The 25,022-nt window shown below is 56.0% G+C and carries 23 protein-coding genes; 3 read left to right on the top strand and 20 right to left on the bottom strand.

The annotated features are described in order from the left end of the window. Positions 1-74 precede the first annotated feature (74 nt). The 3 genes from C4S74_RS12015 to C4S74_RS12005 all read right to left on the bottom strand — a co-directional run bounded on the left by C4S74_RS12015 (position 75) and on the right by C4S74_RS12005 (position 4,703). Complete coding sequence (locus tag C4S74_RS12015; RefSeq protein WP_103995565.1) at positions 75-1,949, bottom strand: ABC transporter ATP-binding protein; 1,875 nt, start codon at positions 1,947-1,949, stop codon at positions 75-77. A gap of 1 nt (position 1,950) precedes the next feature. Further along, complete coding sequence (locus tag C4S74_RS12010) at positions 1,951-3,894, bottom strand: ABC transporter ATP-binding protein (protein ID WP_103995564.1); 1,944 nt, start codon at positions 3,892-3,894, stop codon at positions 1,951-1,953. Between the two features lie 173 nt (positions 3,895-4,067). Then, positions 4,068-4,703: an NAD(P)-dependent oxidoreductase gene (locus C4S74_RS12005; RefSeq protein WP_103995563.1), complete on the bottom strand. Its 636-nt coding sequence runs from the start codon at positions 4,701-4,703 to the stop codon at positions 4,068-4,070. 883 nt (positions 4,704-5,586) lie between these two features. On the opposite strand from C4S74_RS12005, the gene C4S74_RS12000 reads away from it, so the two are divergent. After that, entirely contained in the window at positions 5,587-6,717 is a 1,131-nt protein-coding gene (locus C4S74_RS12000) for a DUF3298 domain-containing protein (protein ID WP_103995562.1), read from the top strand. Between the two features lie 203 nt (positions 6,718-6,920). Here the strand turns inward: C4S74_RS12000 and C4S74_RS11995 are convergent, their stop codons facing one another. The 14 genes from C4S74_RS11995 to C4S74_RS11930 form a co-directional block, all read right to left on the bottom strand. Then, positions 6,921-8,102, bottom strand: a complete 1,182-nt coding sequence (locus C4S74_RS11995) for an NAD(P)/FAD-dependent oxidoreductase (RefSeq protein ID WP_103995561.1) — start codon at positions 8,100-8,102, stop codon at positions 6,921-6,923. Positions 8,103-8,138: 36 nt separating this feature from the next. Beyond that, a complete protein-coding gene (locus tag C4S74_RS11990; protein WP_103995560.1) occupies positions 8,139-8,564 on the bottom strand; it encodes a DUF1641 domain-containing protein in 426 nt (141 codons plus the stop codon). 357 nt (positions 8,565-8,921) lie between these two features. Further along, positions 8,922-9,500, bottom strand: coding sequence for a uracil-DNA glycosylase family protein (locus C4S74_RS11985; RefSeq protein ID WP_181024390.1), 579 nt, complete (start codon positions 9,498-9,500; stop codon positions 8,922-8,924). Between the two features lie 269 nt (positions 9,501-9,769). After that, positions 9,770-10,195: a threonine/serine exporter family protein gene (locus C4S74_RS11980; RefSeq protein ID WP_103995559.1), complete on the bottom strand. Its 426-nt coding sequence runs from the start codon at positions 10,193-10,195 to the stop codon at positions 9,770-9,772. Between the two features lie 15 nt (positions 10,196-10,210). Continuing rightward, positions 10,211-10,972, bottom strand: coding sequence for a threonine/serine exporter family protein (locus C4S74_RS11975; RefSeq protein WP_103995558.1), 762 nt, complete (start codon positions 10,970-10,972; stop codon positions 10,211-10,213). 55 nt (positions 10,973-11,027) lie between these two features. Next, on the bottom strand, positions 11,028-11,717 hold the full coding sequence (gene rluF / locus C4S74_RS11970) for a 23S rRNA pseudouridine(2604) synthase RluF (protein WP_103995557.1): 690 nt from the start codon (positions 11,715-11,717) through the stop codon (positions 11,028-11,030). 231 nt (positions 11,718-11,948) lie between these two features. Further along, positions 11,949-12,251 (bottom strand): hypothetical protein, encoded by a 303-nt coding sequence (locus tag C4S74_RS11965; RefSeq protein ID WP_258042464.1) that lies wholly within the window; start codon positions 12,249-12,251, stop codon positions 11,949-11,951. A gap of 148 nt (positions 12,252-12,399) precedes the next feature. Further along, the gene (locus C4S74_RS11960) at positions 12,400-13,296 is read right to left on the bottom strand and encodes a diacylglycerol kinase family protein (RefSeq protein WP_103995555.1); all 897 of its coding nucleotides are present in this window, start codon (positions 13,294-13,296) and stop codon (positions 12,400-12,402) included. 144 nt (positions 13,297-13,440) lie between these two features. After that, positions 13,441-14,310 carry a DMT family transporter gene (locus C4S74_RS11955; RefSeq protein ID WP_103995554.1) on the bottom strand — a complete coding sequence of 290 codons (870 nt, stop codon included), beginning with the start codon at positions 14,308-14,310 and terminating at the stop codon, positions 13,441-13,443. A gap of 168 nt (positions 14,311-14,478) precedes the next feature. Further along, positions 14,479-15,219, bottom strand: coding sequence for an ABC transporter permease (locus C4S74_RS11950; RefSeq protein ID WP_103995553.1), 741 nt, complete (start codon positions 15,217-15,219; stop codon positions 14,479-14,481). Between the two features lies 1 nt (position 15,220). After that, positions 15,221-15,934 (bottom strand): ABC transporter permease, encoded by a 714-nt coding sequence (locus tag C4S74_RS11945; protein ID WP_103995552.1) that lies wholly within the window; start codon positions 15,932-15,934, stop codon positions 15,221-15,223. Continuing rightward, a complete protein-coding gene (locus C4S74_RS11940) occupies positions 15,931-16,845 on the bottom strand; it encodes an ABC transporter ATP-binding protein (RefSeq protein ID WP_103995551.1) in 915 nt (304 codons plus the stop codon). Before C4S74_RS11940 ends, C4S74_RS11945 begins: the two co-directional genes overlap by 4 nt. 76 nt (positions 16,846-16,921) lie before the next feature. Beyond that, complete coding sequence (locus tag C4S74_RS11935; protein ID WP_103995550.1) at positions 16,922-18,283, bottom strand: sensor histidine kinase KdpD; 1,362 nt, start codon at positions 18,281-18,283, stop codon at positions 16,922-16,924. Beyond that, positions 18,280-18,957, bottom strand: a complete 678-nt coding sequence (locus C4S74_RS11930) for a response regulator transcription factor (RefSeq protein ID WP_103995549.1) — start codon at positions 18,955-18,957, stop codon at positions 18,280-18,282. Before C4S74_RS11930 ends, C4S74_RS11935 begins: the two co-directional genes overlap by 4 nt. Before the next feature lie 226 nt (positions 18,958-19,183). Between C4S74_RS11930 and C4S74_RS11925 the strand changes: the two genes are divergently transcribed. Next, on the top strand, positions 19,184-20,095 hold the full coding sequence (locus C4S74_RS11925) for a protein kinase (RefSeq protein ID WP_103995548.1): 912 nt from the start codon (positions 19,184-19,186) through the stop codon (positions 20,093-20,095). A 3-nt stretch (positions 20,096-20,098) separates the two neighbouring features. On the opposite strand, the gene C4S74_RS11920 is transcribed toward C4S74_RS11925, so the two are convergent. The 3 genes from C4S74_RS11920 to C4S74_RS11910 all read right to left on the bottom strand — a co-directional run bounded on the left by C4S74_RS11920 (position 20,099) and on the right by C4S74_RS11910 (position 23,931). Beyond that, positions 20,099-20,278 carry a hypothetical protein gene (locus tag C4S74_RS11920; protein WP_103995547.1) on the bottom strand — a complete coding sequence of 60 codons (180 nt, stop codon included), beginning with the start codon at positions 20,276-20,278 and terminating at the stop codon, positions 20,099-20,101. 258 nt (positions 20,279-20,536) lie between these two features. Beyond that, a complete protein-coding gene (locus C4S74_RS27195) occupies positions 20,537-22,957 on the bottom strand; it encodes a TPM domain-containing protein (RefSeq protein ID WP_103995546.1) in 2,421 nt (806 codons plus the stop codon). Positions 22,958-23,058: 101 nt separating this feature from the next. Next, the gene (locus tag C4S74_RS11910) at positions 23,059-23,931 is read right to left on the bottom strand and encodes a LysR family transcriptional regulator (protein ID WP_103995545.1); all 873 of its coding nucleotides are present in this window, start codon (positions 23,929-23,931) and stop codon (positions 23,059-23,061) included. Between the two features lie 97 nt (positions 23,932-24,028). Here C4S74_RS11910 and C4S74_RS11905 point away from each other — a divergent pair, with 97 nt between their 5' ends. Continuing rightward, positions 24,029-24,979: a DMT family transporter gene (locus C4S74_RS11905; protein WP_103995544.1), complete on the top strand. Its 951-nt coding sequence runs from the start codon at positions 24,029-24,031 to the stop codon at positions 24,977-24,979. Positions 24,980-25,022: the final 43 nt, after the last annotated feature.

Here is a 25,022-nt window from a genome sequence, read left to right as displayed (position 1 = left end):
CGGCATAAATTGTTCCACAAGGAACAATTTTGCTATCTCCCCGATCGTTTCAGTCGTTGGATTCAGGCATCGTTTTAAACGGCGCCTTCTATATTTTTGAACTGATTGTAGAACATCCGGTAATAGACGCCCTGCTGTCCGATCAGTGAATCATGGGCGCCTTTTTCCACTATTTCTCCATGATCAATGACCATAATCGTATCCGCATCCCGGATCGTGTTCAGCCTGTGCGCGATAATAAAGCTGGTCCGGTCCTGCATAACCTTGAGCAGCGCGTCCTGGATATGAAGCTCCGTCCGCGTGTCGATGCTGCTTGTGGCTTCGTCCAGGATGAGAATAGACGGCTTTGCCAGAATAACCCGGGCAATCGCCAAAAGCTGCCGCTGTCCCTGGCTCAGGTTTCCGCCGTTCTCCGTCAGCATAGTCTCGTATTTCGCCGGCAGGCGGCTAATGAACACATCCGCGTTAGCCATGGCCGCTGCGGCTTCAACCTCGGCATCCGAAGCGTCCGGCCTGCCGTATTTGATATTTTCCTTGATTGTTCCGGAAAACAGATACGTATCCTGAAGCACGATACCGAACGTCTTCCGCAGGCTGTCGCGCGTATACTCCCGTATATCCCGTCCGTCGATCAGAATACGGCCCCCGGTTACGTCGTAAAACCTAGTCAAAAGGTTGACGATAGTCGTTTTGCCCGCCCCTGTGGGACCGACAAGAGCCGTGGAGCTGCCTTGAGCGGAGTCAAAGCTTACGTTTTTCAGAATAGGCACGTCCGGACGGTAGCCGAAGCTTACATTCTCAAAAACGACGTGTCCCTTCGGATGAAGAAGCTCGGCCGCCTCAGGGGAATCGGACGGCTCTTCCTTCTCGTCGATGACCTCGAACACCCGCTCCGCCCCCGCCACGCCCGACTGGAGAATGTTGAAAATGTTGGCGAGGTCGTTCAGCGGCCGGACAAACTGCCGCGAATAGCTTAAAAAGCTGGCGATAACCCCGACGGTAATATCCCCGCGAACGGCCAGAATTCCCCCGACGAGAGCCACGGCGGCAAAGCCGATGTTATTAATGACGTTAAGCAGAGGCATCAGGAAACCGGAGCGGATTTGAGCCTTGAGCCCGACCTCGCACAGTTCGGCATTCACCTTCTCGAACTCGGCGATCGCCTTTTCTTCGTGATTGAACGCTTTAACGACCTGGAGACCGGAAATGGTCTCTTCGATATGTCCGTTCAGTTTGCCGAGCTGGATCTGCTGATTCTTGAACAGGACGCTCGTTTTCTTCGTAATGGTCCGCGTCAGTATAAACAGGATCGGCACGGTAACCAGACTGGCCAGCGTCAGCGTGGGACTGAGTACGAGCATCATGACCAGAGAGCCGGCAATCGCGATGACACCGCTCATAAGCTGCGTGGTGGACTGCGAAATCGTGCTGCTCACATTGTCGATGTCGTTGGAGAGACGGCTCATCACTTCCCCGTGAGGCCGGGTATCGAAATAAGCGACCGGCAGCTTCTGAAGCTTGGCGAAAAGAGCTCCACGCAGACGCATCACAATCCGCTGGGATACGCCGGCCATAAGCCAGCTCTGGACGAAGGTGAACACCGCGTCAATCAGATACGCCAGAAGGAGTACGAGCACCATCGTCCGCAGAATGCCGAAATCGACGCCTTGCTCCGGATGAGACATCGCATCCACGGAGACCCCGATCAGATAAGGCCCTGCCAAAGTGAGCGCCGCCCCGGCCAGAATCAGGCCGAAAATGACCGTCAGCAGCTTCCGCTCGCTGCCGAAATAAGCCCAGAGCCTGCGCAGCGTTCCTTTGAAGTTCTTCGGCTTCACGACCGGTCCGCGGCCGCGCATCCCCCCGTGTCCCCGCCCTCCTCTGGGCGGAACTGTCACGGGGCTGCCGGGAGGAGTCTGCCCGCCCGGCCGTTCTTGGGAAGCTGCCATGTCAGCCTACCTCCTTTCCCATTTGCGACTGGAAGATTTCCCAGTAGACCCGGCAGCTTCCGAGCAGCTCGTCATGCGTGCCGGAGCCTACAATCTCGCCGTGATCCAGCACGACGATTTTGTCCGCGTCCATGACGGACGTGATCCGCTGGGCGATCAGCAGGCAGGTGAGCCCCTCGGCGTATTTCTTCAGCGCGTCCTTGATCCGCGCTTCCGTTGCGGCATCGACGGCGCTGGTGCAGTCGTCGAGGATGAGGATCTCCGGCTTTCTCACGATGGCCCGCGCAATCGAAAGCCGCTGTTTCTGGCCGCCGGAGAAGTTCACGCCTCCCTGCCCGAGCCTGGTTTCATAGCCTTCGGGCGAAGCGGCTATGAACTCGTGGGCCTCGGCCATCCGGGCCGCATGCTCCATCTCCTCCGGCGAGGCGTCTTCTTTGCCCCAGCGGAGATTGTCGGCCACCGTGCCGGTGAACAGCACGGTTTTCTGGGGCACGACGGCGATCTTCTCGCGCAGACGGCTTGGCTCCAGCTCCCGGACATCGGCGCCGTTCACCCTGACGGTTCCGGACACCGCGTCGTAGAAGCGCGGAATGAGGCTGACGAGCGTGCTTTTGCCGGAGCCCGTGGAGCCGATAATGCCGACCGTCTGGCCCGGCCCGCAGGAGAAGGTGATCCCTTTAAGCACCGGCTCGCCGGATGTTCCCTCGTACGAGAACGTGACGTTCTCGAACTCGACGCTGCCTCCGGCAGGCGGGGCGGACGGAGCCGCATCCGGGTTTCGGCCCGCGGCCGTGAAGCCTTCCCGACAGGCTGCCGGGTCGGCGACGGCCCCGGGTGCGGCTGCCTGACCGGCCGCTATCGTGCCGGAAAGCGGGCCGGGCTGCGTCCCCGCATGTGCGCCTCCGGGCCGGGTTCCCGCCTGCTTGCCGGATACCGGCTCATCCGCGGAGCTTGCCGTGGCACTGGCGGCTGCAGCGGAGGCCGGAATTTGCACCGTCATCGTGTTGTCCTCCGCGAAAATTTCGCCGATCCTGCCCGCGGAAGCCCGCGCGCGCACGAACATGTTGAACACCATGGAAATCAGCATGAGCGAGAACAAAATCTGCGTCATGTAATTGACGAAAGCGATAATATGGCCGGCCTGCATCTGGCCTTGGTCTACACGGAGGCCGCCAAGCCAAAGCACAGCCACAATCCCGAAATTGACCGTGAGCGTAATGGCCGGGTTGAAGGCCGACATGACCCTCATGGCCTTAACCGACCGGGAACGGTACTCCTCGTTTGCCCCGCCGAACTTGCCGACTTCGTAATCAAACCGGTTGAAAGCTTTGACGACCCGGACCCCGGACAAATATTCCCGCATAATCCCGTTAACCCGGTCGAGTGCCTGCTGCACTTTGATAAAGTAAGGAAAGCCGACCTTCATATTGATTGCGATGAGAATGCCGACAAAGGGAACGACAACCGCCAGGATGACGGAGAGAGGCGGGTTCAGACGGGCCGCCATAATCAAGCTTCCGATGCAGAGCAGCGGCGCTTTGACGAATACGCGCATCAGGCCGTTCACGAACATCTGAACCTGCGTAACGTCGTTGGTAAGCCGGGTGACCAGGGAGGCGCGGTCGAACCGGTCGATATTTTCAAAAGACAGGGACTGGATTTTCCGGAACAAATCCGATCTGAGCTCGGCCCCGAACTTCTGCGAAACATGGCTCGAAATTACGTTGCGGACCGAGGCCGATAGGGCCCCCAGCGCCGTCACCAGCAGCATGATCCCCCCGACCCGCCAGACGTAATCCATCTGCTTGCCGGCTACGCCCACATCAATGATTTTGGACATCAGCGTCGGCAGCATAAGATCGCACAAGGCTTCCAGGGTCAGAAAAGCGACGGCGGCGCTAAAGGGCTTCCAGTACTTCCTTATGTATTTTCGCGAAATGGGCATCCTGTCTCACCTGTCCGTCCTCGTAAACTGTAAGTAAACCGCTATGGAATAGTTCTATTATCCACCATACTCCGCTCCTTTTCAAAAGTCACGAGCTTCTCTTTTTTACGTGAAATCCGGCAAAAGCAAAAAAGAACCGCCGGTGCGCAGGGCACTGGCGGCTCTTCCGTATATTAAGATTCGGAAACGACGGTAAAACGCTCATTTTCATGCTTCGGCTGTTCGATCTCGTCCAAAACGGCGGCCGCAAAATCTTCATAGCTCACGTAGCTTTTACCTTTGGAGTTAACGAGCAGGTTATCTTTGCCCGTACGGTACTGCCCTGTTCTCTCGCCGATCGCGAAAATCGCGGACGGACTGACGAACGTCCATTTGATCCCCTCGGTCTTTTGCAGGATTTCGAGGTTTTTGCCCTGATTCGATGCCGTTGCAAAATAGGCGGCCGGGAAATCCGGCGTTTCCAGCACGCGCGTCGTTTTCGCTTCATCCACGAACAGGCTGCCCGCTCCCCCGACGACGATCAGTTTGGTCTCCGGTGCGCCTTTCAGTGCTTCGATCAGCACGTTGCCCGCATCAACATGGAGATGTTCCTGTCCCGGAGCCGCTCCAAAAGCGTTGACGACGATATCGAAAGCTTTCAGATCGGACGCGGTCAGAGAGAAAACGTCCTTTTCCAAAAGGGCTGTGCCTTCCGCGCTTACTTTAGACGCGTCTCTCACGATTGCGGTAACTTCATGCCCTCTGTCCTGCGCTTCTTTCAAAATTCGGCTGCCGGCTTTGCCGCTTGCCCCGATAATAGCTATTTTCATAACGGATTCCTCCCGGAAGATGATTTCGAATTAGTTTGCCCCTTACATGTAACCATTATAGTTACAGGATATCGGTTTTGTCAACAGTAGCTTGAATCGGCTATTATTCAAACTCCGCAATGCGGGAGATATTAAACATCTCGCTCAAGTCATTTTGTGCCCGCCATTAGACAATATTTTATGCGAACAATGCACCTAACCAACTTCTCCCGTTCCAAAAATTATGCTATAATGCGTATAAGGAATACGTACTTGTAGTATTCTCAATTATGTTTTATCGTATGAAGTTACTTCTTGCTATCTATACTAAAAAAGAGCCTTCACCGTTGGCGCGGTGAAAACTCTTTAGGACCCGAAAGGCTGTGGAACACCACGGCGCGCAAAGCACAACTAAATGTAATGCAAGCGAAAACCACCGATGAGGTCTCCTAACCTACTTAGCGGTGGTTTTTTCGCTTGTTCCGGAACTTACGACGCGCCCAGCGATAGAGCTTACGGATACCGAACACAAGGCTCAGTAACGTTACGATCCAGCGCAGTACGTCATAAAACGCCACAAGTGCGACCATCGGCCTCACCCCCTTTCGGGAAGCTGCGCCGCGGTCTGAAAATCCACCACTATTCCTAGTCCATGGAACCGATTATAGCATGTCCCTTCCAGCTTGCTCCATTGAACTTTTGTTTTCGGATGCCGAAAATTTCAGGAGAAAAAGACCAAAAATAATCGTATATTCGATCTTTCCGGAACCCTTCTACCCTATCCTTCAAAAGTTAAAATCCGGTTACAGTTTGCCTCCGGATGGGTAATGTTACCTCTCTGTAACCCACCTTGATGCAAAGGGTGCCTATAATAAAACCGGACAACCTAGGAGGGATACTTATTATGAAAAAATCATTCAAACTTCTGACACTCAGCCTGGCAGGCTCCTGTCTGCTTGCGGCCTCAGCCGGAACTTCTTATGCGAGTAGCGCGGTACAGCCGTCTGCAGCCGCTTCTGTATCCGCTGCGGCGGAACCGGCAGCCACTCCGGTTAAAAACGGAGCTGTACAGGTGACAACCAAAGAAATTAAGGAAGAATCCCCCGAACTGAGCGTGAATCTCCAGATTCCCGTTATACAGGGTATGAAAGATAAGCAGTATCAGGACGAGCTTAACGATATTATTTACCGGCACGCCATGAAAGATGTCGAGGCCGTACGCAAACAGGCCCAAGGTGACCTGGCAGCCGCCAACGGTTCCGCAAGCGAGCTGGCCATGCCTTATTCGGTCGATTCGGTATTTGAAGTAAGCGCATCGGGTGGTCAGAAAGACGCGAACCGCCTGTCGCTGCGGGTGGTAACTTCCGTTTTTACGGGAGGCGCTCACGGAATGCCGCGTGTGGATACCTATAACGTCCTGAATGAGGAGGAAGCTCAGCTAGTTGAGCTGAAAGATTTATTCGGGGACAACTATAAAGCGGTTATCGACAAGCAGATCGGTCAGGAAATCGCCAAACATCCGGATGATTTCTTTGAAGACGCGTTCTCCGGCATTACCGACACGCAGTCTTTCCAGATCAAGGACGGTAAAGCGGTAATCGTGTTCTCGCCTTACGAAATCGCCCCTTATGCCGCAGGTATCCAGGAGTTCTCCATCCCTATCTCCCAAGGAGGCAGCTCTTCCGCACCTTCCAGTCTCGTAGTGGGCGGCGAAGTGCTGTCGGCGAAGCAGGGCTCTCTCTACACCACGGCGGCGGGCACTACCATGGTTCCACTCCGCGTTGCGGCCGAGAAGCTGAGCTTCCAGCTTAAATGGAACCAGGAGCAATGGGCAGCCGAGTTGTCCAAAGGTGCGGTATGGACAAGCGTCTACAAGGGAAAAGATGCGTATACCATCAATAAAATGGCGCCGTTCTCCCTTGGCGAAGCGGCCGTCATTAAAGAAGACGGCAACATGTACGTGCCGGCATCCTTCTTCTCCAAGATATTGAATGCCGATGTAACCGTAAACGGCGATCAGCTTGTAATCAAATAAAGCGGGCCTTCACAGCGGCCTGCCCGGAACATTTAAATAGCCCGTTTAAAGAAGCGCTGCCGCTCTTTAAGCGGGCTTTTTTTGTGCTGCCAGCCTGTTTCTTTCTCTTATAAAAAAATAAAAAAGCCCCGCCACTCCCCCGAAGGAGAATGCCGGGACTTAGGATTGGACCGGTTGATTCCGAATGCGATTCCGGACCGCTCTTAGTAAGCCAGTGCAAACAGGCCATGAATATGAGACAGGTAACGGATGTTACTCGCTTCTTTCATGAGCGTTGCAGGCAGGCCTTTCAGGCGGGTTTGATTGCCGCCGATCGAACCGATTCCGTCTTTGCGGCCCAGACTTCCGAGCGTACCGGAGAATACCGGCGTGAAGACGTCCATCGGAGCGCCTTTCAGTGCCGCGAAGAGGTTGTAACCGACCACTTCGCCCATCTGCCAAGCCAGTTGTGCGGTTGGCGGGTACGGACGCTCTGCGCCGGCCGGGAATACAACCGCGCAGTCGCCTGCGAGGAATACGTCCGGGTGGGACGTGGACTGCATGAACTCGTTGACCGTCGCACGGCCGCGGTTCACTTCGATGCCGGAGTTAGCGACAACCGGAGTTCCTTGTACGCCGCCTGTCCAAACGAGCGTGCTGGTTTCGATTGTGCTTCCGTCTTTCAGGGAAACGACGGATTCCTGCATTTCGGTAATCGCAACGCCCGTCAGGAACGTTACGCCGCGCTTCTGCAGGCTTGTCGTAGCGCGCTCGATCAGTTCCGGATGGAAGCCCATCAGGATGGAAGGAGCCGCCTCTACGCAGTACAGGGAGACGTCGTTGAAATCGACGCCTTTGCTGCGGCACAGGCCCGGAAGCATGTCGGCGAGTTCGCCCACAAGCTCAATGCCGGTCAAGCCGCCGCCGCCGACCACGAATGTAGCGTCCGCTTTGTTCTTGGTCTGGCTGTAAGCTTCGATGCGCGCTTCCACGTGCTCGCGGATGCGGTTGGCGTCGTTAACGGATTTCAGCGTGAAGCTGTGCTCCTGGAGGCCGGGAATACCGAAGAACGCCGTTTCGCTGCCCAGGGCAACAACGAGCTTATCGTAATCGAACGATTTGCCGTTCGACAGGATGACGCGCTTGCTGTCCGCGGAAATCGTTTCGACCGTGCCGATTTCCAGGTTGATGTCTTTGCCGCGCAGGAGCTTTTCCAGAGGCAGGGCAACTGCTTTCTCGTGCAGATTACCTACGGCCAGTCTGTGCAGCTCGGTAATGATTTGGTGCGTAGGAAAACGGTTGACAACCGTAATCGTAGCTTCTTCCGCAGTCAAGTGTTGACGGGCCGTCAGTGCGCTGAGCAAGCCGCCGTAACCGCCACCTAAGATCAAAATATGCTTGGACATACTCATCCTCCATTCTTGTTTCAGCTTACCTTATGATTAACGCTGTTGCTGCCGTTCGGCTTGAACATCCAAGAATGCCTGTACGAAACGGAATGTCTTTTGTACTTGCGGGTCTTTCAGCATTTTGAGCAGTCCGAACAGACCGATTGTGGAGTGCTCCGCCTGAGCGCGGTCGTTTGCTTCGATTACGGAAGCAGCCACGCCTTTCGCTTTCTCGGTGATCGGCTTAACAAATTCGTTCATACCGCCTTTGAGGTCGTCGATCAGAACTTGGTCGCTCGCAACGCTTTGAGCCAAGTCGTAAGCTTTGGTAAGAATCGTAACCATTTCCGCCAATTTCGGCAGATTCTCCACGAGAACGGTTAAAGACTCCTGAACCTCTGGCTTCATCAACTGATCAAGGACATCCTGGGGTTCCCTTTTTTCGGTAGTGCTTGGGGTTGGATTGGATGTTTCTGACATAAGCTAACGTCCTCCTTTACTTTGAAATAGAAGCCCGTTTATTTTTCGATCCCTGCCTAGCCATCGAGACGTCTTCTGTCTTCGCATAAGTTTCCCTATTCGTGATAAATGAAACCGCGCGGCCTGATAAGATTGTAACATTTTTCACATAAAAGGAAGAAGGTTTTTCTTGGCTGCGAGTCCATTACTTGCAAGTTCGGGAAAAATGTCGAACAGGTCGAAACGGAACCCTATGTACCTCTATTATACCTCCGTCTTGCGGACATGAGAAAAACAATTTTTTACACATGTGAATAATTTGTGACAAAAATCACTTTTCTTTTCACCCCCGCACCTAAAGCAGGGATACGTGCTTGTTTATTCCAGTAATTCCTCGGATTTTATTGCCAGCAGGGACAAGTCTTCGATAAAATATTTCATCAAAACCGGCCGCCGCCGGACCGCTAAAGGATGATAGGAAAAAGCTATCGGCAGCCCCATTACGGTATGCCATCCGCCCCTTAATCCTTTGACGTCTTTCTCTTCGTCCGCAAACAAGGTTTGGACGACCGTGTTGCCGAATCCGAACAAAATTTGCGGATTTTTGGCTCCGAGCTGGGCCTTCAAATGAGGAAAGCACGCGGCCCTTGCCGCAGGCTTGTCATACGCTCTGACCGGACGGCACTTGAGCAGATACGTGACATACACGGAGCGGATATCCACCCCGGCTTCATACAGGCCGGCCTGCAGCGTTTCCCTCGTTCCGCAGAGGAACGGGTCGCCTTCCCGGTTCTCCCGGGCGCCCGGGTTGTCCAGAATCAGCACGATTTTCGCCTTCGGGTCCCCTTCTCCCCAGACGACCCGCTGCCGCTGATCCGCCAGCTCGCATAACCTGCACCCGGCTGCATGGGACGGGGCCTTTTCTTCCGGCAGGATAGAGGGTGTAAAAATCGCCATGGGCACCACACCGCCCTTTCATTCGGTTTTGGAATTAGTATGGCCCTGCCCTTCTTGCTTTACTAACCTGTCATTCTCCATGTTTGCCGCGGCAAATCGCCGGCAAGCTCATGGTGAGACAAGCGGCCCGCGTAAAAAACGATCCTTCGTCCGAAAAAACGGCCGTTTTCCAAACACCTCATCCGGCCAACAAAAAAACCACCCGTGAACTCAGCGGATGGTCGCGGGTGCGGCGGCAAAGCGCTGCACCTCCGTATTTTAAGTCCGGGCTATATCTTCGGCCTTTTAAAAAGCTGGTTCATCACCTCGGAGAAAATAAGACCGGCGGCAATCGAACCGGAAATCATAAACGCTTTGGCGGCGAGCTGGACGGCAAGATTATAGTCGTTTTCCACGAAAGAGCGCATCGCGTCATAGGCCATGCCTCCCGGAACGAGGGGGATGATCCCCGCCACGCTGAAAACGATAATCGGGGTTTTGTAGAGACGGGCAAATACCCGGGATATGACCGTTACGAAGAAAGCCGCGGCCAAGGTGGCCACGATGGCGTTGGTATCGCTCCGCACGAGGGCGATATACACGAGCCAGCCCATCATTCCGACGAAACCGCACTGGATCAAGGTATTCCGGGGAACATTAAAAATAATGCCGAAGGCGGCGGAGGCAATATAACTCGTCACGAGCTGTGCAATCATTGAGGGATTCCTCCGTTAATAAAATGAAAAGACGACCGCGATACCGGCCCCGATGGCAAACGCCGTCAAAAAAGCTTCCGCGCCCTTGGACAAGCCGGACACGAGATGCCCCGCTATCAAATCCCTCACGGCATTCGTGATCAGCAGACCCGGTACAAGCGGCATGACGGAGCCGATAATAATTTTGTCCAGCTCCTGTCCGAGCCCTGTCCATATAAACAGAGAAGCCAGCATGCCGATAATGAAGGAAGCCAGAAACTCGGCTACGAACTTGAACAGCACATAGCGGTGAAAAATAAGAAACCCGATAAAACCAAGCCCGCCCGTGACGACGGCCGGAATAAAATCGAGCCACCCGCCGTTGAACATGATCGTAAAACAGCCGCTGGACACGGCCGCCGCCGCAATCTGCAGGGCCACGGGATAGGCCAGATTGGCTTTATCCACCTTAAGAAGCAGCCGGTGGGCTTCCTGAAGGTCAAGCTGCCCGTCGCTTATTTTGCGGGAGAGCCCGTTGACCAGCGTCACTTTGTGCAAGTCGGTGGACCGCGTAGAAATCCGGACCAGCTTGGTCGGATCGCTGCCGTCCACGGAGAAGATGATGCCCGTCGGGGTCACGAAGCTGTGGGTATGATGAAGGCCGTAGGAGGCCGCGATGCGGGTCATCGTATCTTCCACCCGATACGTTTCCGCTCCGTTCTGGAGCATGATTTTACCCGCCAGCAGGCACACATCTACGATTTTATAAGTCTGACCGGGACTGGACGCCTGTTCCATCGCGCACCTCTTCCTGTGGATGTAGATAAGACGCTGCCCTTCACTGCCGCCGTTTTCAATCCAGCAGCTCCATGAGCCGGCTAAACTCGGATTCGCTCAGGTCTCTCCATTTTCCTTTGGGAAGCCCGTCCAGCTTGACATTCATGATGCGCACCCGCTGCAGCCGGTGCACCTGATACCCGAACGCCTGGCACATGCGCCGGATTTGCCGGTTCAATCCCTGCGTCAGGATGATCCGGAAAGTATGGTCGTTGATCCGGGTCACCTTGCACGGTTTCGTCTTCGTTCCCAGAATGCGGACGCCCGTGGACATGCCCTGCACAAAGGAGTTTGTGATCGGCTGATTCACGGTGACGATATATTCTTTCTCATGATTATTTTCCGCACGCAAAATTTTATTGACGATATCCCCGTCATTGGTCATGAGGATAAGGCCTTCCGAATCTTTATCCAGACGTCCGATCGGGAAAATTCTCTCCGGGTGGCGCACAAAATCGACGATATTGCCTTGAATGTGGCGTTCCGTCGTGCACGTGATGCCAACCGGTTTATTCAACGCTATATAGACGGGCTTCTTCTTAGTACCCAGGGGCTTGCCGTCGATTCTCACATCGTCCCCCGGCTCGGCCGTACTGCCCAGCTCCGCCGGAGCCCCGTTAATGGTCACACGTCCGGCTTGTACAAGCTCGTCCGCTTTTCGTCTGGAGCAAATGCCCGTTTCGCTAATGAATTTATTGATCCGCATGAAGCTGCTGTCCCCTTCTTTTGCCTGTTAGGTTGTGAGTTCCCACCGATTTATATGCCTGTATTGTACCATAACCGGAGGCAATTCGCGCCGCCGCTCTTTCACAAAAACGGACCTTCGGGGGAGATGCTTATTCCGTTAGGAAGGAAACGGGTATCAAGATGGAAGGGGACCGCCGGAAATGCCATATAGCAGGGAACAGCAAAGGACTTGAGAAAATAGCGGACTAAACTAGGGCTCCCGGAACCCGGCAAAAACCGTCAGCAGCAGAGCCCCAATCAAAGCCCCGGCGACCAGGAAGATGCTTCCCGCTGCTACAAATTTCAGAAAGCCCCGCTCCTCTTTCAGCATGCCCGCATAACCCAGCACAAGACTGGCGGCAAGCGAACCGATGGCGGTATAAAAAAGCAGCCGAATGCCCGCCGATTCGCTACCGGCAGGATTCTCCGAGATCAGGTAGCTCCCGACAAGCATCAGAACGCCCAAAATGCTTAACAGCGTTGAGCCGGTTCCGACCTTCTTTTTCGATTTCATGGCAGCCTCCGTAATCATGAGTTTTCTTCCCTATACACCATTCATACGAAACGGAACGAAGAAGTTGCCGGATGCCTGCCAAAAAAAAGGAACGCCCGTCTCTTTGGAGGAGATACGGGCGTTTCGGTCTTCCGGCTGCCGCTTGTTTTCACGGCTGTTCTTCCCCGACGAGGAAGGTCAGCTTTTTCCCGAGAACCGAGATATCCGCCGGAGTCTGCACATAAATTTCCCCGTCCATATCCGCCTGCATAGGCTGATCCGTAGTCAGCTTCAAAGAAGTCGTGCGGATAAACTCGAAGCTGCTTTTCTCCGAATCCCACTCCTGGAAATTTTTGATTTTGAAAAGCTCCTTCAGAAGCGGAAGACCCGCCTCACGGATGATCGCCACATCCAGGACGCCGTCGTAAAGAGCATCCGAAGCCAAGGGCAGCGGCCTCGTGCCGAGAAACCGGCCGTTGGCGACGAAAAGCATAACTGCTTCCCCGCCCGTCTGCCCGCTGTCGTGCTCCAGCGTAAAGCGGAAAGGATTTGCGGACGTTACCGTCTGGAGCGTGCTTATAAAATAACTCAGCTTGCCGATCGTTCCTTTCAGCTGCGGGTTGATGTTGACCGAAGCGTCGGTAATAAGGCCGATACCGAAAAAGTTCGAGAAGTACCGGTCGTTCGCCCGTCCGATATCTACCGCCTGTGTCTTCCCCCGCATAAGAGTCTCTGCGGCCCGTTCCAGCTCTTGGGGAATTTGGAGCGCCCGGGAGAAGTCGTTGCATGTCCCGCCGGGCAGAATGCCGACGACGGGCGGATCTTCCAGCGGCGCCAGCCCGTTCACGCATTCATGGACAGTTCCGTCGCCGCCCAGCACGAGGAGAAGATCCGTCTCCCCGCCGCGTTCCCGGCAAATCCGCTCCGCATCTCCCGGTTCCTTCGTCTGTACCAGCGTGAGTTCTTCAATCCCGGCTGCAAGCGGACCGATCACCGCTCCAAGCCTGCTGCCCGTCTCCGCCTGTCCGGCGCTGCCGTTATGAATCAGAATCGCTTTTTTGAACATGCCCACCGCCTCCTCCGCTTACGCCAATTTCCATCTCTAGCCTGTACTTACCCCGCTAGAGAAATTCAGATCACCTTTTCTGAAAACCCCTATCCGGTTTTCGCCATCCCGCATGCCCGGGGTTGCCCCGTGTGCACGCGGCCCTTATCCTGCCGCACGTTCTTCCTTGCGGATTGGCTTTTTTGAATTGACGAACCAGATGCCGATCAGTACGAAGACGATGCCCGTCACCGTGCCCTCCCTCAAGGTTTCACCCAGGAAAAGAACGCCCGACAGAACGCCTATGACCGGCACCAGCAGCAGGGAAACCGACGCTTTGCCCGCCTCGGCACGCGATAAAATATGGAACCACAGGACGAAAGCGAACGCGGAAGCGACAATCCCGGCAAAGCCGACATAAACCGCGGGCATAAGTCCCCAGTGGCTCTCCCCGTGTTCAAAAACGGCCGAATACAGAAACAGACCCGCCGCTCCCGCTACCATCTGCCAGGTCGTAAACTGCAGGTTGTCGCAGTGGGCCAGCTTGCGCTTGATGATGACGTTGGAGACGGCCCAGGCAAGTCCAGACGACAGAGCCAGCAGCATGGCCCAGAAGCTTCCTCCGAGACGCACGTCCAAAGCGAAGAACATGCCGATGATTCCCGCGATCAGTCCGATCGTTTTGCGGGTCGTAAGCTTTTCGCCCGGAATGAGAAAGTGCGCCATCAGCGTCAACCAGAGCGGCATACTGTACGTTAGCACGGAGGTAAGCCCCGCGCTGATATCCTCCAGCGAGATCTGGATCGCGAGATTGAAATAAGCCGTCTGAAGAATTCCGCACAGGATGAACCATTTCAAATCTTTCCGTGACGGAAGCGGGACCTTTTTGAACAGACAGAACAGCAGCAGAGCGGCCGCCCCTACTCCGAAACGGTATCCGGCAAACAGCACCGGAGGAAATACACCGTTTGCGAGCTTCATAATGACCCAGTTGTAGCCCCAAATGAGGCATAAAAGTCCGATTAACCCGTTCAACTGCCAACACCTCTTTAATCGAATCACACCTTACGGAGCTTTTCCGAAAATTTTTTGCCCCGTGCACCTCCGCCTCCCTAAACGAAAAAAAGAGAAGATGCACCTTTGAGGCACCTTCTCTCATTCTATCATTTATCCAGAAAATGGGGAGAAATCCGTAAAATCTCATCAAATTTCTTTTCTTTGAAAATAGCGTAATCCTGACAGGAAGAAAACGACGAAACCTCCCAGAATGACATAGATCAGCGTTTCGAAAGAAACGTGGAGAGACCCCAAGCTGTCTTCCGTCGCCGGGAGCATCGCCAGGAACGGCTGCGCCCACGGGTAGAACGGGCCGTACGTTTCGGAATTGGCCACCAGAATGTTCGGCAGCGTGAAGATAACGTTGAGCGCAAGCGGAGCGGCGAAGCTCACCCAGGCTACGGATACCGAGAGCTGCAGAGCCGCCAGCGGCAGAGTAGCGAGCCAGCCGCCGAAGACGGGCCACAGCAGGTGGCTCCAGGGAATGCTGGCGCCGAGCCCTTTGACGAAGCCCGCTCCGAGCAAGCCGCCGAGGAACAGCAGCTGAGTGACGGCGAGCAGTCCGGTGACGAGCAGGAGCTTGGCGATGAACAGGTGCGAACGCGACACCGGCAGGGCCAGCACCTGCTTCCAGCCTCCGCCCGTATGCTCGTAGCGGCATACGTAAGCCGCAAAGACGCCCGTCAGCAGCGGGAGAAACAGCATCGCATGTATGACGGCCATCGTGCTGAGCAGAAGCGCCCATGCGATCAGGGGTTCATTCGCCGGCACTGTCATAGCAAGCCCGGCCGCGAAAGCGAGCAGCGGAGAGATGAAAATCAGCAGCCAAATGTTCGTTTTGCGCAGCTTCAGCCATTCGGCACCCAGTATGTTAAAGAAAGCGGCCATCTCAGTTCACATCCTGTCTTGTAAAATGAGTCAGCCCGATCAGGAACACGACGATGCCCGTGGCGATTCCAAGCCACACGTTAAGCTCGGGCCGTCCGGCTTCGTTCACGAGCAGGGGCCATTTCCACAGGAACCAGTCCGGCAGCCGGATCGAAAAGAGGCTCAGGACGGTTCCCAAAATTCCGGCCGTCAGCGGGATGGCCTGATTCCGGACCGCTACGGACAACCACAGCTGAACGGCCAGGATGGGGGTGCCGGCGAGAAGCGGGAACAGGCTGATGCGGATGACGTGCATAACGGGAACGTTCATCCCGAAGCCGAGCAGGAAGCCGAGCAGCACGGACCCCGCCGCCAGCAAGAGGCACGACACGAGCAGCAGGATGAGCACGAGCAGCAGTTTTGACGTGAAGACGCTGAAGCGGGAAACCGGCAGGGCCAGCAGCTGCTTCCAGGAATTTCTCTGATGCTCGTAGCCCGCGATCATCGACGTCAGCAGCGTCATGCCGAGCAGCAGGGCCGGGGCCGCGAGAAACTGGACGTTCGAGAGCAGCCCGTACCAGAGATCGTTCGCGTACGCCTTGATCAGGTAATCGTAACGCAGCCCGAAGTTGACGGCCTGGAGACCGACCACGCCTACGGGACCCAGCAGCACGAGGAACCAGACAAGCGTCCGGCGGATTTTCAGGAAATCCGCGGCAAGTACTCTGCCGGTCATAAGCTGTCTCCCTCCCCTACCAGGTCCAGGAAGAAATCCTCCAGCGATTTCTTCTTCTCTTCTACCCGGTAGACGGAATGTCCCGCCTGGACCAGACCGGCCACAACCTGCGCGATCTTCTCATCGGGAGCTTCCTCGAGAAGAAGCGAAGACTCGTCGGCCACCGCGAAGCAGCCGGACGAAGCGGCGGTGCGCAGCGCCTGCTGGGGCGCGTCCACCGCAATGCGGATTTGGCCGCCCGCCTTTCTTCGAAGACTCTCGATCGTGTCTTCGAAGATCATCGAGCCTCCACGGATAATGCCCACGCGGCTGGCCATCTGATCCACCTCACTCAGCAGGTGGCTCGATACGAGAACCGTCACGCCGTACTGCTGCGGCATGCTTTTGATCAGCTCCCGGATCTCCAGGATGCCGGACGGGTCGAGCCCGTTCGTGGGCTCGTCGAGCACGAGCAGCTCCGGGCTGCCCAGCAGCGCGGCGGCGATGCCCAGACGCTGCTTCATGCCGAGCGAGTAGCCCTTCACCGGGCGCTTCGCTTCCTTCGTCAGGCGGACAATCGCCAGCACTTCGTCGATCCGCTGTTTCGGCACGTCGAGAATGCGGCGGATCGCCTCCAGATTTTCGTAAGCCGTCAGATGACCGTAATAGGAAGGGTACTCCACCAGGGAGCCGACCTTGCGCAGGATCGCCAGCTTTTCCTTGCGCAGATCTTTGCCGAACAGCTGAACCGTCCCTTTCGTCGGGCGGATCAGGCCGAGCAGCATTCGGATGGTCGTCGTTTTCCCCGCCCCGTTGGGCCCCAGAAAGCCGTAAATATCTCCTTTGCGGATTTGGAGATTCACGTTGTCCACGGCAGATCTCAATTTGTATTGTTTGGACAACCCGAAGGTTTGAATAATCATTTCGTTCATGGAAAATCACCTCGCCCCTTATATTAAAGAGCGAAGGTTAATCCCAGGGTGCGGATTGTTTAAGATTCGTTTAAAATCACCGGTCACGCGGGAACAAATAGATCGCCGTTCCTTCCGGCGAGCTGACGACCTCCCAGCCCAGTTGCATGTCTTTCACCATCAGCGCAACGATCGTGAGCCCGATTCCCGCCCCCTTCTCCGCCGACGGCGCCTTCATGCCAGGGCCCTTGTCCTCGATCACAAGAGCGGTCCGGCCGTCTCTTTCTTCGATGCGCAGGCCGATATATCCACCCGACTTGGCATGCCGGAGCACGTTCTGGAACAGATTGTCCAGAATCCGGTTCATCCACTGGGGATCGGCCTTCCAATATACGGGGTACTCCGGCACGCCGACGTCCATGAATATGCCTTCTTCCTCGAACACGGGATACCAGGCGGCGGCGGAAGTCCGGGCGAGCCGGGCCACGTCGATTTCGGTCCGCTGGAGCGGGTACTTCCCGGCGGAAAGCAGCGTGTACGACAGCAGGTTGTCGATGAGCCGGTTCAGATCGTCGGACTTCGCCTCGATCAGCGTCAGCGAAGTTTTGCCTGACGCAGAAATCGGCTCCTTCTGCAAAGAATAAGCATGGCTGCGGATAATCGTCAGCGGCGTGCGCAGATCGTGGGACAGGTTCGCGATCAGCTGCTTTCGCAGGCCCTCCTCTTTGCGCTCCCGCTGGCGGCTCGTCGTCAGCTCCTCGATCATCCGGTTGAAGGCCAGCTCCAGCTGTCCGATTTCGTCCTTCTTGCTGACGGCTATCGGATGGGGAATATCCCGGCCCTCCGGCAGCGCCATCGCCTCTTCCAGGTGAACGAGCCGCTTCCGGATGCGGTAGAAGAACAGCCACGACATGAACAGGAACAAGCCGAAGGCCAGCAGGACGAGGCCGATGACATACCTGTCGCTGTAGATAGGCCGTTCCTCCTTCATCAGCGCCCGCGGAATCTGCATCACCATAAACCCTTGCGCAGCGTCCTCACCCACAAAAGCGACCGTTGTAAAAGGATCGCCGTTGTAGCTCTTTTTCATAAAAGAGATCGTATCGGCCGCTTCCCACATGGCAGGAAGGTCCTGCCTTTCCGGCAGGGCTAAGCGCGTTTTGCCGCTGCCGTCAACCCAGAAAAGATCCGCCTTCGGATACTCCTTCTTCAGCTCCCGCATCCGCTTGTCGATCCCCTCGTCTCCGGCGCCCAGCAGCTTCTTGGCTTCCCCATGCCAGAACTTCTCGATATCATTTCCCCTCGCATAGGGGTTGGTCTTCCGGTTCTCTTCCTGGGTTTTGAACGAATGCGGCAAATAATACAGAACAGCGGCCATCGGAAAAACAACCGGCCAAATCAGCATCGCGAACACCACGATGCACAAATATTTGACCAGCAGCGAGTGGCGCCACTTCATGCTCTCACCCGGTAACCGATGCCGCGGATCGTTTCCACGATTTCGGGCTGGCTGGGATCCCGTTCGATTTTTTCGCGGAGATAACGGATATGAACCATCAGCGTTTTGTCCCCGTCGATGTAAGGGTCTCCCCAGACCCCTTCGTACAGCTGTTCTTTTGTAAGAATCTGATTCGGATGACGCAGAAAATACATGAAAATCTGAAATTGTTTTCCCGTCAAAATAATTTCTTCCCCGGTCCGCGTATCCACGATCCGGTTCTCCTCCATATTCACCTGCAAATGATGCAGCGTGAGCTCCGCCTGCGCCGGTTTACCTGTACGCCGCAGCAGCACTTCGACACGGGCCGCCAGCTCATCCGGATGAAACGGCTTCGTCACGTAATCGTCCGCGAACTGAAGACCCTGCAATTTATCGTCGATAGAGGTCCGGGCGGAGAGCATCAGAACGGGCGTATCCGGGTAATTCTTTTTCATCCGCTGCCCGATCGAAAAGCCGTCAAGTCCCGGAAGCATCACGTCCAGAATGACCAGGTCGCTGTTCTCCCAGTATTCGGCCGCCTTCTCTCCGGATTGCAGCCAGTTCACTTCATAGCCCCGCTCGATCAAGTGGCTGTTTACCCATTTGCCGATTTCGGGATCGTCCTCAATATACAAAATTTGTTTAACGGCCATGCTTCTAACTCCTTCCGGTCTCGCTACCGTTACTTTACAAAGACACCCGCCGGATTGTCAAAAGGGGGCTGCTACTTCGGACGGCGTTTTTGCGTATAACATGCTTATGAATAGGCGGCAGCGTTGCTGACGATAAAAAATGACGCACTCCGCCCGATGATCGTTATTCTGCCCGTCTTGATTATGATCGGAAGCCGTACTACCGGCCGGAAAAGGAGAACTTGCCATGAGGATGTTCAAACGCTTCAAGCACCTGCATACCTATCTCCATCGATGCTTCGGCAAAAGCCTCCGCTCTATACGCGGTCTGCCTTTTCGAAAAGGCACTGTAGTTGCCGGCACCTACAAAATCGCGAAAAAACTCGGAGCCGGCAGTTTCGGCGTCGCCTATCTGGCCCTGAATACGGTTAACGGACAGCAGGTAGTGCTGAAAAGGGTATCGCCCGTGAGAGGCGGAAAAAAGCGGGCGGAAGACATCTTCGCGCAGGAAACCGCCATGCTCCGGAAGCTTCGGCATCCGGATATTCCCGCATTCTATGAGGCTTTCACCTGGCGGGGCGAGTTCTGTTTTACGATGGAATATGTACGGGGGAGCTCGCTGGACGTCCTGCTGTTCCGTGAGGACAGGGCTTTCTCCGAGAAGGAAGCTTTGCGGCTTGTCCGGCGGCTGCTGGAGCTTGCCGGGATGCTGCACGCTCAGGGAATCGTCCACCGGGACTTTTCGATCGCCAACGTGCTGCTGGACGGAGACCGGGTGAAGCTGATCGACTTCGGGCTTGCCCGTGCGGTTGATTCCGGCGGTTCCGCTTCGGACAGCCCTCACGAAAAGCAATTATCCCGGTGGGATGCGGAGGTGGACAACGACGATCCGTCGGAGAAGAAATACCGGAGGGCCGTCCATGTGACCAGCGATTTCTACGCAACCGGCCATCTGCTTTTATTTTTGCTGTACAGCACTTATTCCCCGGAAGACGAAAATACGGCAAAAGACGCCGGATTAAGCTGGGAAAAAGAGCTGCCGCTTCATCCCGGAACGAAAAAACTGCTCCGCCGGTTGCTTTTGACGGAACAGCCTTATGAACGTGCGGACGAGATACAAAACGAAATCGATGGAATTCTGGCGAAACTTGAAGGATGAGGATTAACTGCTGTAGGAGCTGGAAGAACGTTTTTTCTTGTAGTGATTGTGACCGTAGTTATTGTGGCCGTTGTAATTCTTGTGGGAATGTCTGCGGAAATTGTCGCTGCTGCTGTGGGGGCGGTAGTGGGAGCCTTTGTGCTTGTCGGCACCAAGAAGTTTAGTCAGCAATTTTTTTAGCATGGCCATACCTCCTTTTGGGTGTACTATACGGCGGGGCAGCGGAAACGTTTCAGATCGGGCAGAATATCCCCCTTGGGCAGCTTTTACCGCTGCGACGCTGCGCGTTGGTCGGTCTAGTCCCCGAGAAGTCAAAGGGCAAGGGGCCGCGGCGAATTCACACCTTCGTTAATATGCAAAAAAAGAAGGAGGACTCGTGGGTTCCTCCTTCTTTTCGTTTATCCCCGCGACTTGTCTGCGCTTCTCATGCCGCGCGGCACCCTACCATTTGGACGATCCCGAGGATCGCCCTCCGGAAGAGCCGCCGCCCCAGCCGGAGCTGCCTGAGGAACGTCCTCCGCCTCCGCTTCCCCAGCCGGAACTCCCCGAGGAGTAGCCTCCTCCCCCGGGTCCGCCTGGACCTCTGCGGCGGAGCTGCTCCTCGTACATCCGGCGCTGATAGTCCCGGTCCATCTGCTCCAGCAGCTGCTGGCCGGACGAGATGCGCTGCATCGCTTCCGCGAAAAGTCCCCGGGCGATAAGCCCCCGGCTTTCCTCCATCAGCGTCTCGTAGCCGGAGGAATAGGGCGACAGGCTTATGCTGCCGCCGTACCGGGAATGCCGGCTCCGGTACTCTCCTTCGAGCTGCCTGACCGAGCGCAGCGTCTCTTCCTTCTCCCGCAGCAGCTGCTGCACCCGCTCCGCGGCCTGCCCCGCCTGGACGGCGAGCCCCCGCTGGCGCTCTTCCAGCAGGCCCACGTCCAGCACCGGCGCTTGCGCGAGCTGCTCCAGCTGCGCCAGCCTGCTTTCGCCGTCGCCAATCATCGCGGACAGCTCCGGCGATTCCACCTGGAGCTCCCGGAACGCGGAAGCCGCCTGCCGCAGCCGCCCGCGTTCCTCGTCCAGCGCAAGCTTTACGGCCCGTGCCCGCGAGTTCAAGCTGTCGTGATACCCGAGAATCCGTGCGCGAAGCTCCCGAATCTCGGTCATCAGCGCTTGAGCCTCCGTACCGGCCTCCCGGGCCGAGCGGTACTTCTGGACGTCCGGGGCGAGCCCGGACCGGATCTCCGTCAGCCGCCGGTCAAGCTCTTCGCGCGCCCGCATCAGGCGGTCGTAGTCGGCCTGCAGCTCCTGACGGTGCACCTCCGCGTAATCGCGGGCGACTTTAAGGGACTCCTCCCGGTAAGCGCGGCCGAAATCGCCGAGTTCGCCCGTCAGCTCCCCGATGTCCCCGGCCGTCTTCCGCGCAGACTCCCGGTCGGCGATCATCGCCTCCACAAGGCTGCGGGTGGCCTTCATGCTCTCGTCTATGGCAGCCGCGCTGCGGCCGCCCTCTTCGGTATCGCCCGCTTCCAGCAGAGTCTCCAGGCGTGCGGCTTCCTCCCTTGCCTGCCGGAGCAGGGCGTAGGGATCGCCATCGGTGAGCAGAAGGCTCTCCCGCCGGACTATTTCCCGGAGTTCTTTTTCCAGCACTTCAACCGCGGGCAAAATTCCGGGCTGCCTTGCCGACAACGCGTCGAACTCCCCCATCGCTTTCCGGATGAAATCCAGCTCCCCGAGCGCGGTCTGTACCGACGTTTCCGCCTGCATGAAGTCGAATTCATCCAGCTCGTCGGCCTTGGCATAAGCCGTCTTGGCCTGCTCCGCATGCTTCCTCAGCACGGTAAGCGGATAACCCGTCCGGCGGGCGAGCGCTTCGACGGCTTCCTCTGCCTCGGCGATGCCGTTCTTTGCCCGGTCCACGGATTTTCTGACTTCCGTGGACTGCTTTTCGATTTCCGCAAGCTGCGTCCCATACGGTGCTATCTTTTGGACAAATTCCTGTACGGCTTGAAGAAGCTTTCTTGTCTCAGCCTCCGCTTTGGCGTTAATGAGCAAGGGAATCTTCTGTGCCGCCAGGCGTCCGCCCAGTTCTTCGGCTTCCCCCTGCAGCCGCACTACCGCATTTTCCAGCTCGGCGGCTTTTTCTTTCGTTTCTCCCTGTAAAAACTGTTTCTCCAGGTCCTGAAAAACTTCCGAAAACAGCATTCCGTTCAGCACCGGCTGCGTTCCGTCCAGCAGCTGCTTCGCTTCTGCCAGCCGTTTCCGGGCCGCGGCTCTTCTTTTGTACTGCCAGAAGGCCCAAATTCCCGCTCCGATCACGGCCAGTCCCAGCACAACCGGGAGAATGGAAGCCATACCGGAGCCGCGGGAATCACTTACGCCCGAATCGCCGCTGTTCCCGGAAGATGCTCCCGCTCCGGCAATCGAGTTCACATAGCCGCTGACTGCCAGGATACCTCCTCCAATTCTGCCTTCTCCCGCCGCCGGTACGAACTTAAGATCCACGATCCCCTTGGCATTTTTCGCTTTGCTCCGCGCAACGGCCGCGTCCAGCTGCTCATTTTCGTAAACCAAATGGACATAGTTCGGCTGAGTCGTAATGACCAGCATCAGCTGATTCCGGTTCAGCCCCCATTGATCGTAAGCTTCATTCGCGAGCCGTTCTCCTTCACTCTCGGACAAACCCTTAGCGGTAAGTACAAACACTTCGTAATCTCTGTTCTTCAGTCCGCTTTCCACTTGTCGGGCCTCGGATTGCGTAAGCAGTCCGGCGGGATCGGTCACGATTCCGTCTTTCCGGGGCACGGCGGCGGCGAACACGGCCGTACAGGTAAGAAATAGGAGGAGCAGGGCGATCCCTATCACGCGTATTTTCTTCATGTTGTTCCCCTTTCGCTCGAATGATCCGTTACTTGTTCCTTACCCGAAAATATCGGTTCTGCTTCTTTTCCGTCCTATAAACCTCTGCCGCTGCCTCCCCGTCATTCCCGCGGAAAAAGCTCTCTGGCCGTTTGAATAAATAAATGGACCGCCAGCGAAGCTTCTTTCAATGAAGGCACGGCTACGGATATATCCCGGCAGACGCGAGGCTCCAGATCGAGCGTAACGAGGCCCGGAGGCAGGGCGGATAAGGACAAGCGGGACAAGATGGCAAGTCCCAGTCCTTCCCGGATCATATTCAGCACCGTCGCGACATTGGACGCCGCAAAAGCGAGCTGGAGGTCCGCACCCGATTTTTGAAACAAATCGATAATCGGCGCTTCGTATCCTCCTCTGCACAAAATCATCGGTTCCCCGCTCAAATCGGAGATCGTAAGTGAGCCCCTGCCGCCCAGCGGATGAGTCTCGGGAAGTACGGCCACCATCTTGTCTCTAAAAAGAGGAACGATCTCCATATCCGCATCGGGAAAAATAACGAGACCCACATCGATAAACCTCGTCGAAAGCCACTCCTTCACCTCGGCAATCGTGCCTTCATGGATCACCAGCTGGAGATTCGGATATTTCCGCTTGAACGTGCTCATGATTTTCGGCAAAAAATGAGCAGCGGCCGTAGGAAAAGCGCCGATGCGGACGGTTCCGACCTCCAGCCCTTTCTCCGCCGCGATTTCCTGCTCGATGTTCTCGACACGCTGCAAAATCTCGCGCATTTGGATCAGCACTCTTTTGCCAACATGGGTCAGGGTAATGCCGTTCTTCCGGTCCCGGATCATTAAATGAATGCCGAGATCGGCCTCAAGACTTGAGATGGCGTGGCTCACGGCAGGCTGCGTCATATTGAGCTCCAGGCCCGCTTTGGTGAAGCTTCCCGTCTCCGCTATCTTCACAAAAACCTGAAATTGAGTAATAGTCATAACCTTTCGCTTATGCTCCTCATAAAAATTATTCATTTTATTTATCTTATAGCCCATCGTATCATAAGAAAGCAGTTCTAACCAAGGAGTGATTCATATGGAACGTTCTTCCCGTAAACGAACGGCTTTCCTGCTCGCGTTTCTGGTCTTGATGTGGGGGATCAACTGGCCTCTGACCAAACACGCGCTCATTTATACACCGCCCCTGCTATTCGCGGGCATTCGTACGCTGATCGGCGGCTTCCTGATGCTGCTCGTCGCCATCCCGCGGTACAAAAAGCTTAATTTCAAGCGGACATGGCACATTTATCTGATTTCCGCCGTGCTGAACATCATGTTGTTCTACGGCCTTCAAACCGTCGGCCTCGGCTATCTGCCCTCAGGGCTGTTCTCCGCTATCGTGTTTTTCCAGCCGGTGCTGCTCGGGATTCTGTCCTGGCTGTGGCTGGGAGAGTCCATGTACGGGCTTAAAATGTTCGGTCTGCTCCTGGGCTTCGCCGGAGTGGCGACCATTACATCCGCCGGGCTTAGCGGGCATATCTCTATAACCGGCATTCTGCTGGCGCTCGGGTCTGCGGTAAGCTGGGCTTTCGGTACCGTTTATATGAAAAGAACAGGCGAACGCGTCGACTCCATCTGGATGGTCACGATGCAGCTGCTGATGGGCGGTGTCGTTCTGACGGGCACCGGCCTCTCCACGGAAAGCGTCTCGGACATCGCATGGACCGGCCCTTTCATCTTCAGCCTGCTGTTCATTTCGGTCTTCGTCATTGCACTGGGCTGGCTGACGTTCTTCACGCTGGTCGGTTCGGGCGAAGCGAGTAAAGTCGCCTCTTTCACCTTCCTCATTCCGCTGATCTCGATCACCGCCAGCGCCATTTTCATGAACGAAGCGATTACGATTAACCTGCTGGCGGGACTCGTCCTCATCGTGGTTAGCATCGTGCTTGTCAACGTGCCTCGCCGTTCTTTATTAGCCGCCAGAGCGAAAAAGTCGAAAGATCTTCCCCCTTGCGCGAGTCTGGCCCAAGCAAGGGATTATAAATAACGGTTCGGAAACAAGAAAAACCGGCGGAAAGGCTAAGCCTTCC

The sequence above is a fragment of the Paenibacillus sp. UNC499MF genome, assembly GCF_900107975.1.
GTDB lineage: Bacteria > Bacillota > Bacilli > Paenibacillales > NBRC-103111 > Paenibacillus_F.
Note: the sequence above shows the minus strand (reverse complement) of the source record. Positions and strands in the feature narration are given on the sequence as shown.

Excerpts from the sequence above, each read along its gene's own strand:
- C4S74_RS12015 (WP_103995565.1), bottom strand. The coding sequence starts at position 1,949 with ATGGCAGCTTCCCAAGAACGGCCGGGCGGGCAGACTCCTCCCGGCAGC.
- C4S74_RS12010 (WP_103995564.1), bottom strand. The coding sequence starts at position 3,894 with ATGCCCATTTCGCGAAAATACATAAGGAAGTACTGGAAGCCCTTTAGC.
- C4S74_RS12005 (WP_103995563.1), bottom strand. The coding sequence starts at position 4,703 with ATGAAAATAGCTATTATCGGGGCAAGCGGCAAAGCCGGCAGCCGAATT.
- C4S74_RS12000 (WP_103995562.1), top strand. The coding sequence starts at position 5,587 with ATGAAAAAATCATTCAAACTTCTGACACTCAGCCTGGCAGGCTCCTGT.
- C4S74_RS11995 (WP_103995561.1), bottom strand. The coding sequence starts at position 8,102 with ATGTCCAAGCATATTTTGATCTTAGGTGGCGGTTACGGCGGCTTGCTC.
- C4S74_RS11990 (WP_103995560.1), bottom strand. The coding sequence starts at position 8,564 with ATGTCAGAAACATCCAATCCAACCCCAAGCACTACCGAAAAAAGGGAA.
- C4S74_RS11985 (WP_181024390.1), bottom strand. The coding sequence starts at position 9,500 with ATGGCGATTTTTACACCCTCTATCCTGCCGGAAGAAAAGGCCCCGTCC.
- C4S74_RS11980 (WP_103995559.1), bottom strand. The coding sequence starts at position 10,195 with ATGATTGCACAGCTCGTGACGAGTTATATTGCCTCCGCCGCCTTCGGC.
- C4S74_RS11975 (WP_103995558.1), bottom strand. The coding sequence starts at position 10,972 with ATGGAACAGGCGTCCAGTCCCGGTCAGACTTATAAAATCGTAGATGTG.
- rluF (WP_103995557.1), bottom strand. The coding sequence starts at position 11,717 with ATGCGGATCAATAAATTCATTAGCGAAACGGGCATTTGCTCCAGACGA.
- C4S74_RS11965 (WP_258042464.1), bottom strand. The coding sequence starts at position 12,251 with ATGAAATCGAAAAAGAAGGTCGGAACCGGCTCAACGCTGTTAAGCATT.
- C4S74_RS11960 (WP_103995555.1), bottom strand. The coding sequence starts at position 13,296 with ATGTTCAAAAAAGCGATTCTGATTCATAACGGCAGCGCCGGACAGGCG.
- C4S74_RS11950 (WP_103995553.1), bottom strand. The coding sequence starts at position 15,219 with ATGGCCGCTTTCTTTAACATACTGGGTGCCGAATGGCTGAAGCTGCGC.
- C4S74_RS11945 (WP_103995552.1), bottom strand. The coding sequence starts at position 15,934 with ATGACCGGCAGAGTACTTGCCGCGGATTTCCTGAAAATCCGCCGGACG.
- C4S74_RS11940 (WP_103995551.1), bottom strand. The coding sequence starts at position 16,845 with ATGAACGAAATGATTATTCAAACCTTCGGGTTGTCCAAACAATACAAA.
- C4S74_RS11935 (WP_103995550.1), bottom strand. The coding sequence starts at position 18,283 with ATGAAGTGGCGCCACTCGCTGCTGGTCAAATATTTGTGCATCGTGGTG.
- C4S74_RS11930 (WP_103995549.1), bottom strand. The coding sequence starts at position 18,957 with ATGGCCGTTAAACAAATTTTGTATATTGAGGACGATCCCGAAATCGGC.
- C4S74_RS11925 (WP_103995548.1), top strand. The coding sequence starts at position 19,184 with ATGAGGATGTTCAAACGCTTCAAGCACCTGCATACCTATCTCCATCGA.
- C4S74_RS11920 (WP_103995547.1), bottom strand. The coding sequence starts at position 20,278 with ATGCTAAAAAAATTGCTGACTAAACTTCTTGGTGCCGACAAGCACAAA.
- C4S74_RS27195 (WP_103995546.1), bottom strand. The coding sequence starts at position 22,957 with ATGAAGAAAATACGCGTGATAGGGATCGCCCTGCTCCTCCTATTTCTT.
- C4S74_RS11910 (WP_103995545.1), bottom strand. The coding sequence starts at position 23,931 with ATGACTATTACTCAATTTCAGGTTTTTGTGAAGATAGCGGAGACGGGA.
- C4S74_RS11905 (WP_103995544.1), top strand. The coding sequence starts at position 24,029 with ATGGAACGTTCTTCCCGTAAACGAACGGCTTTCCTGCTCGCGTTTCTG.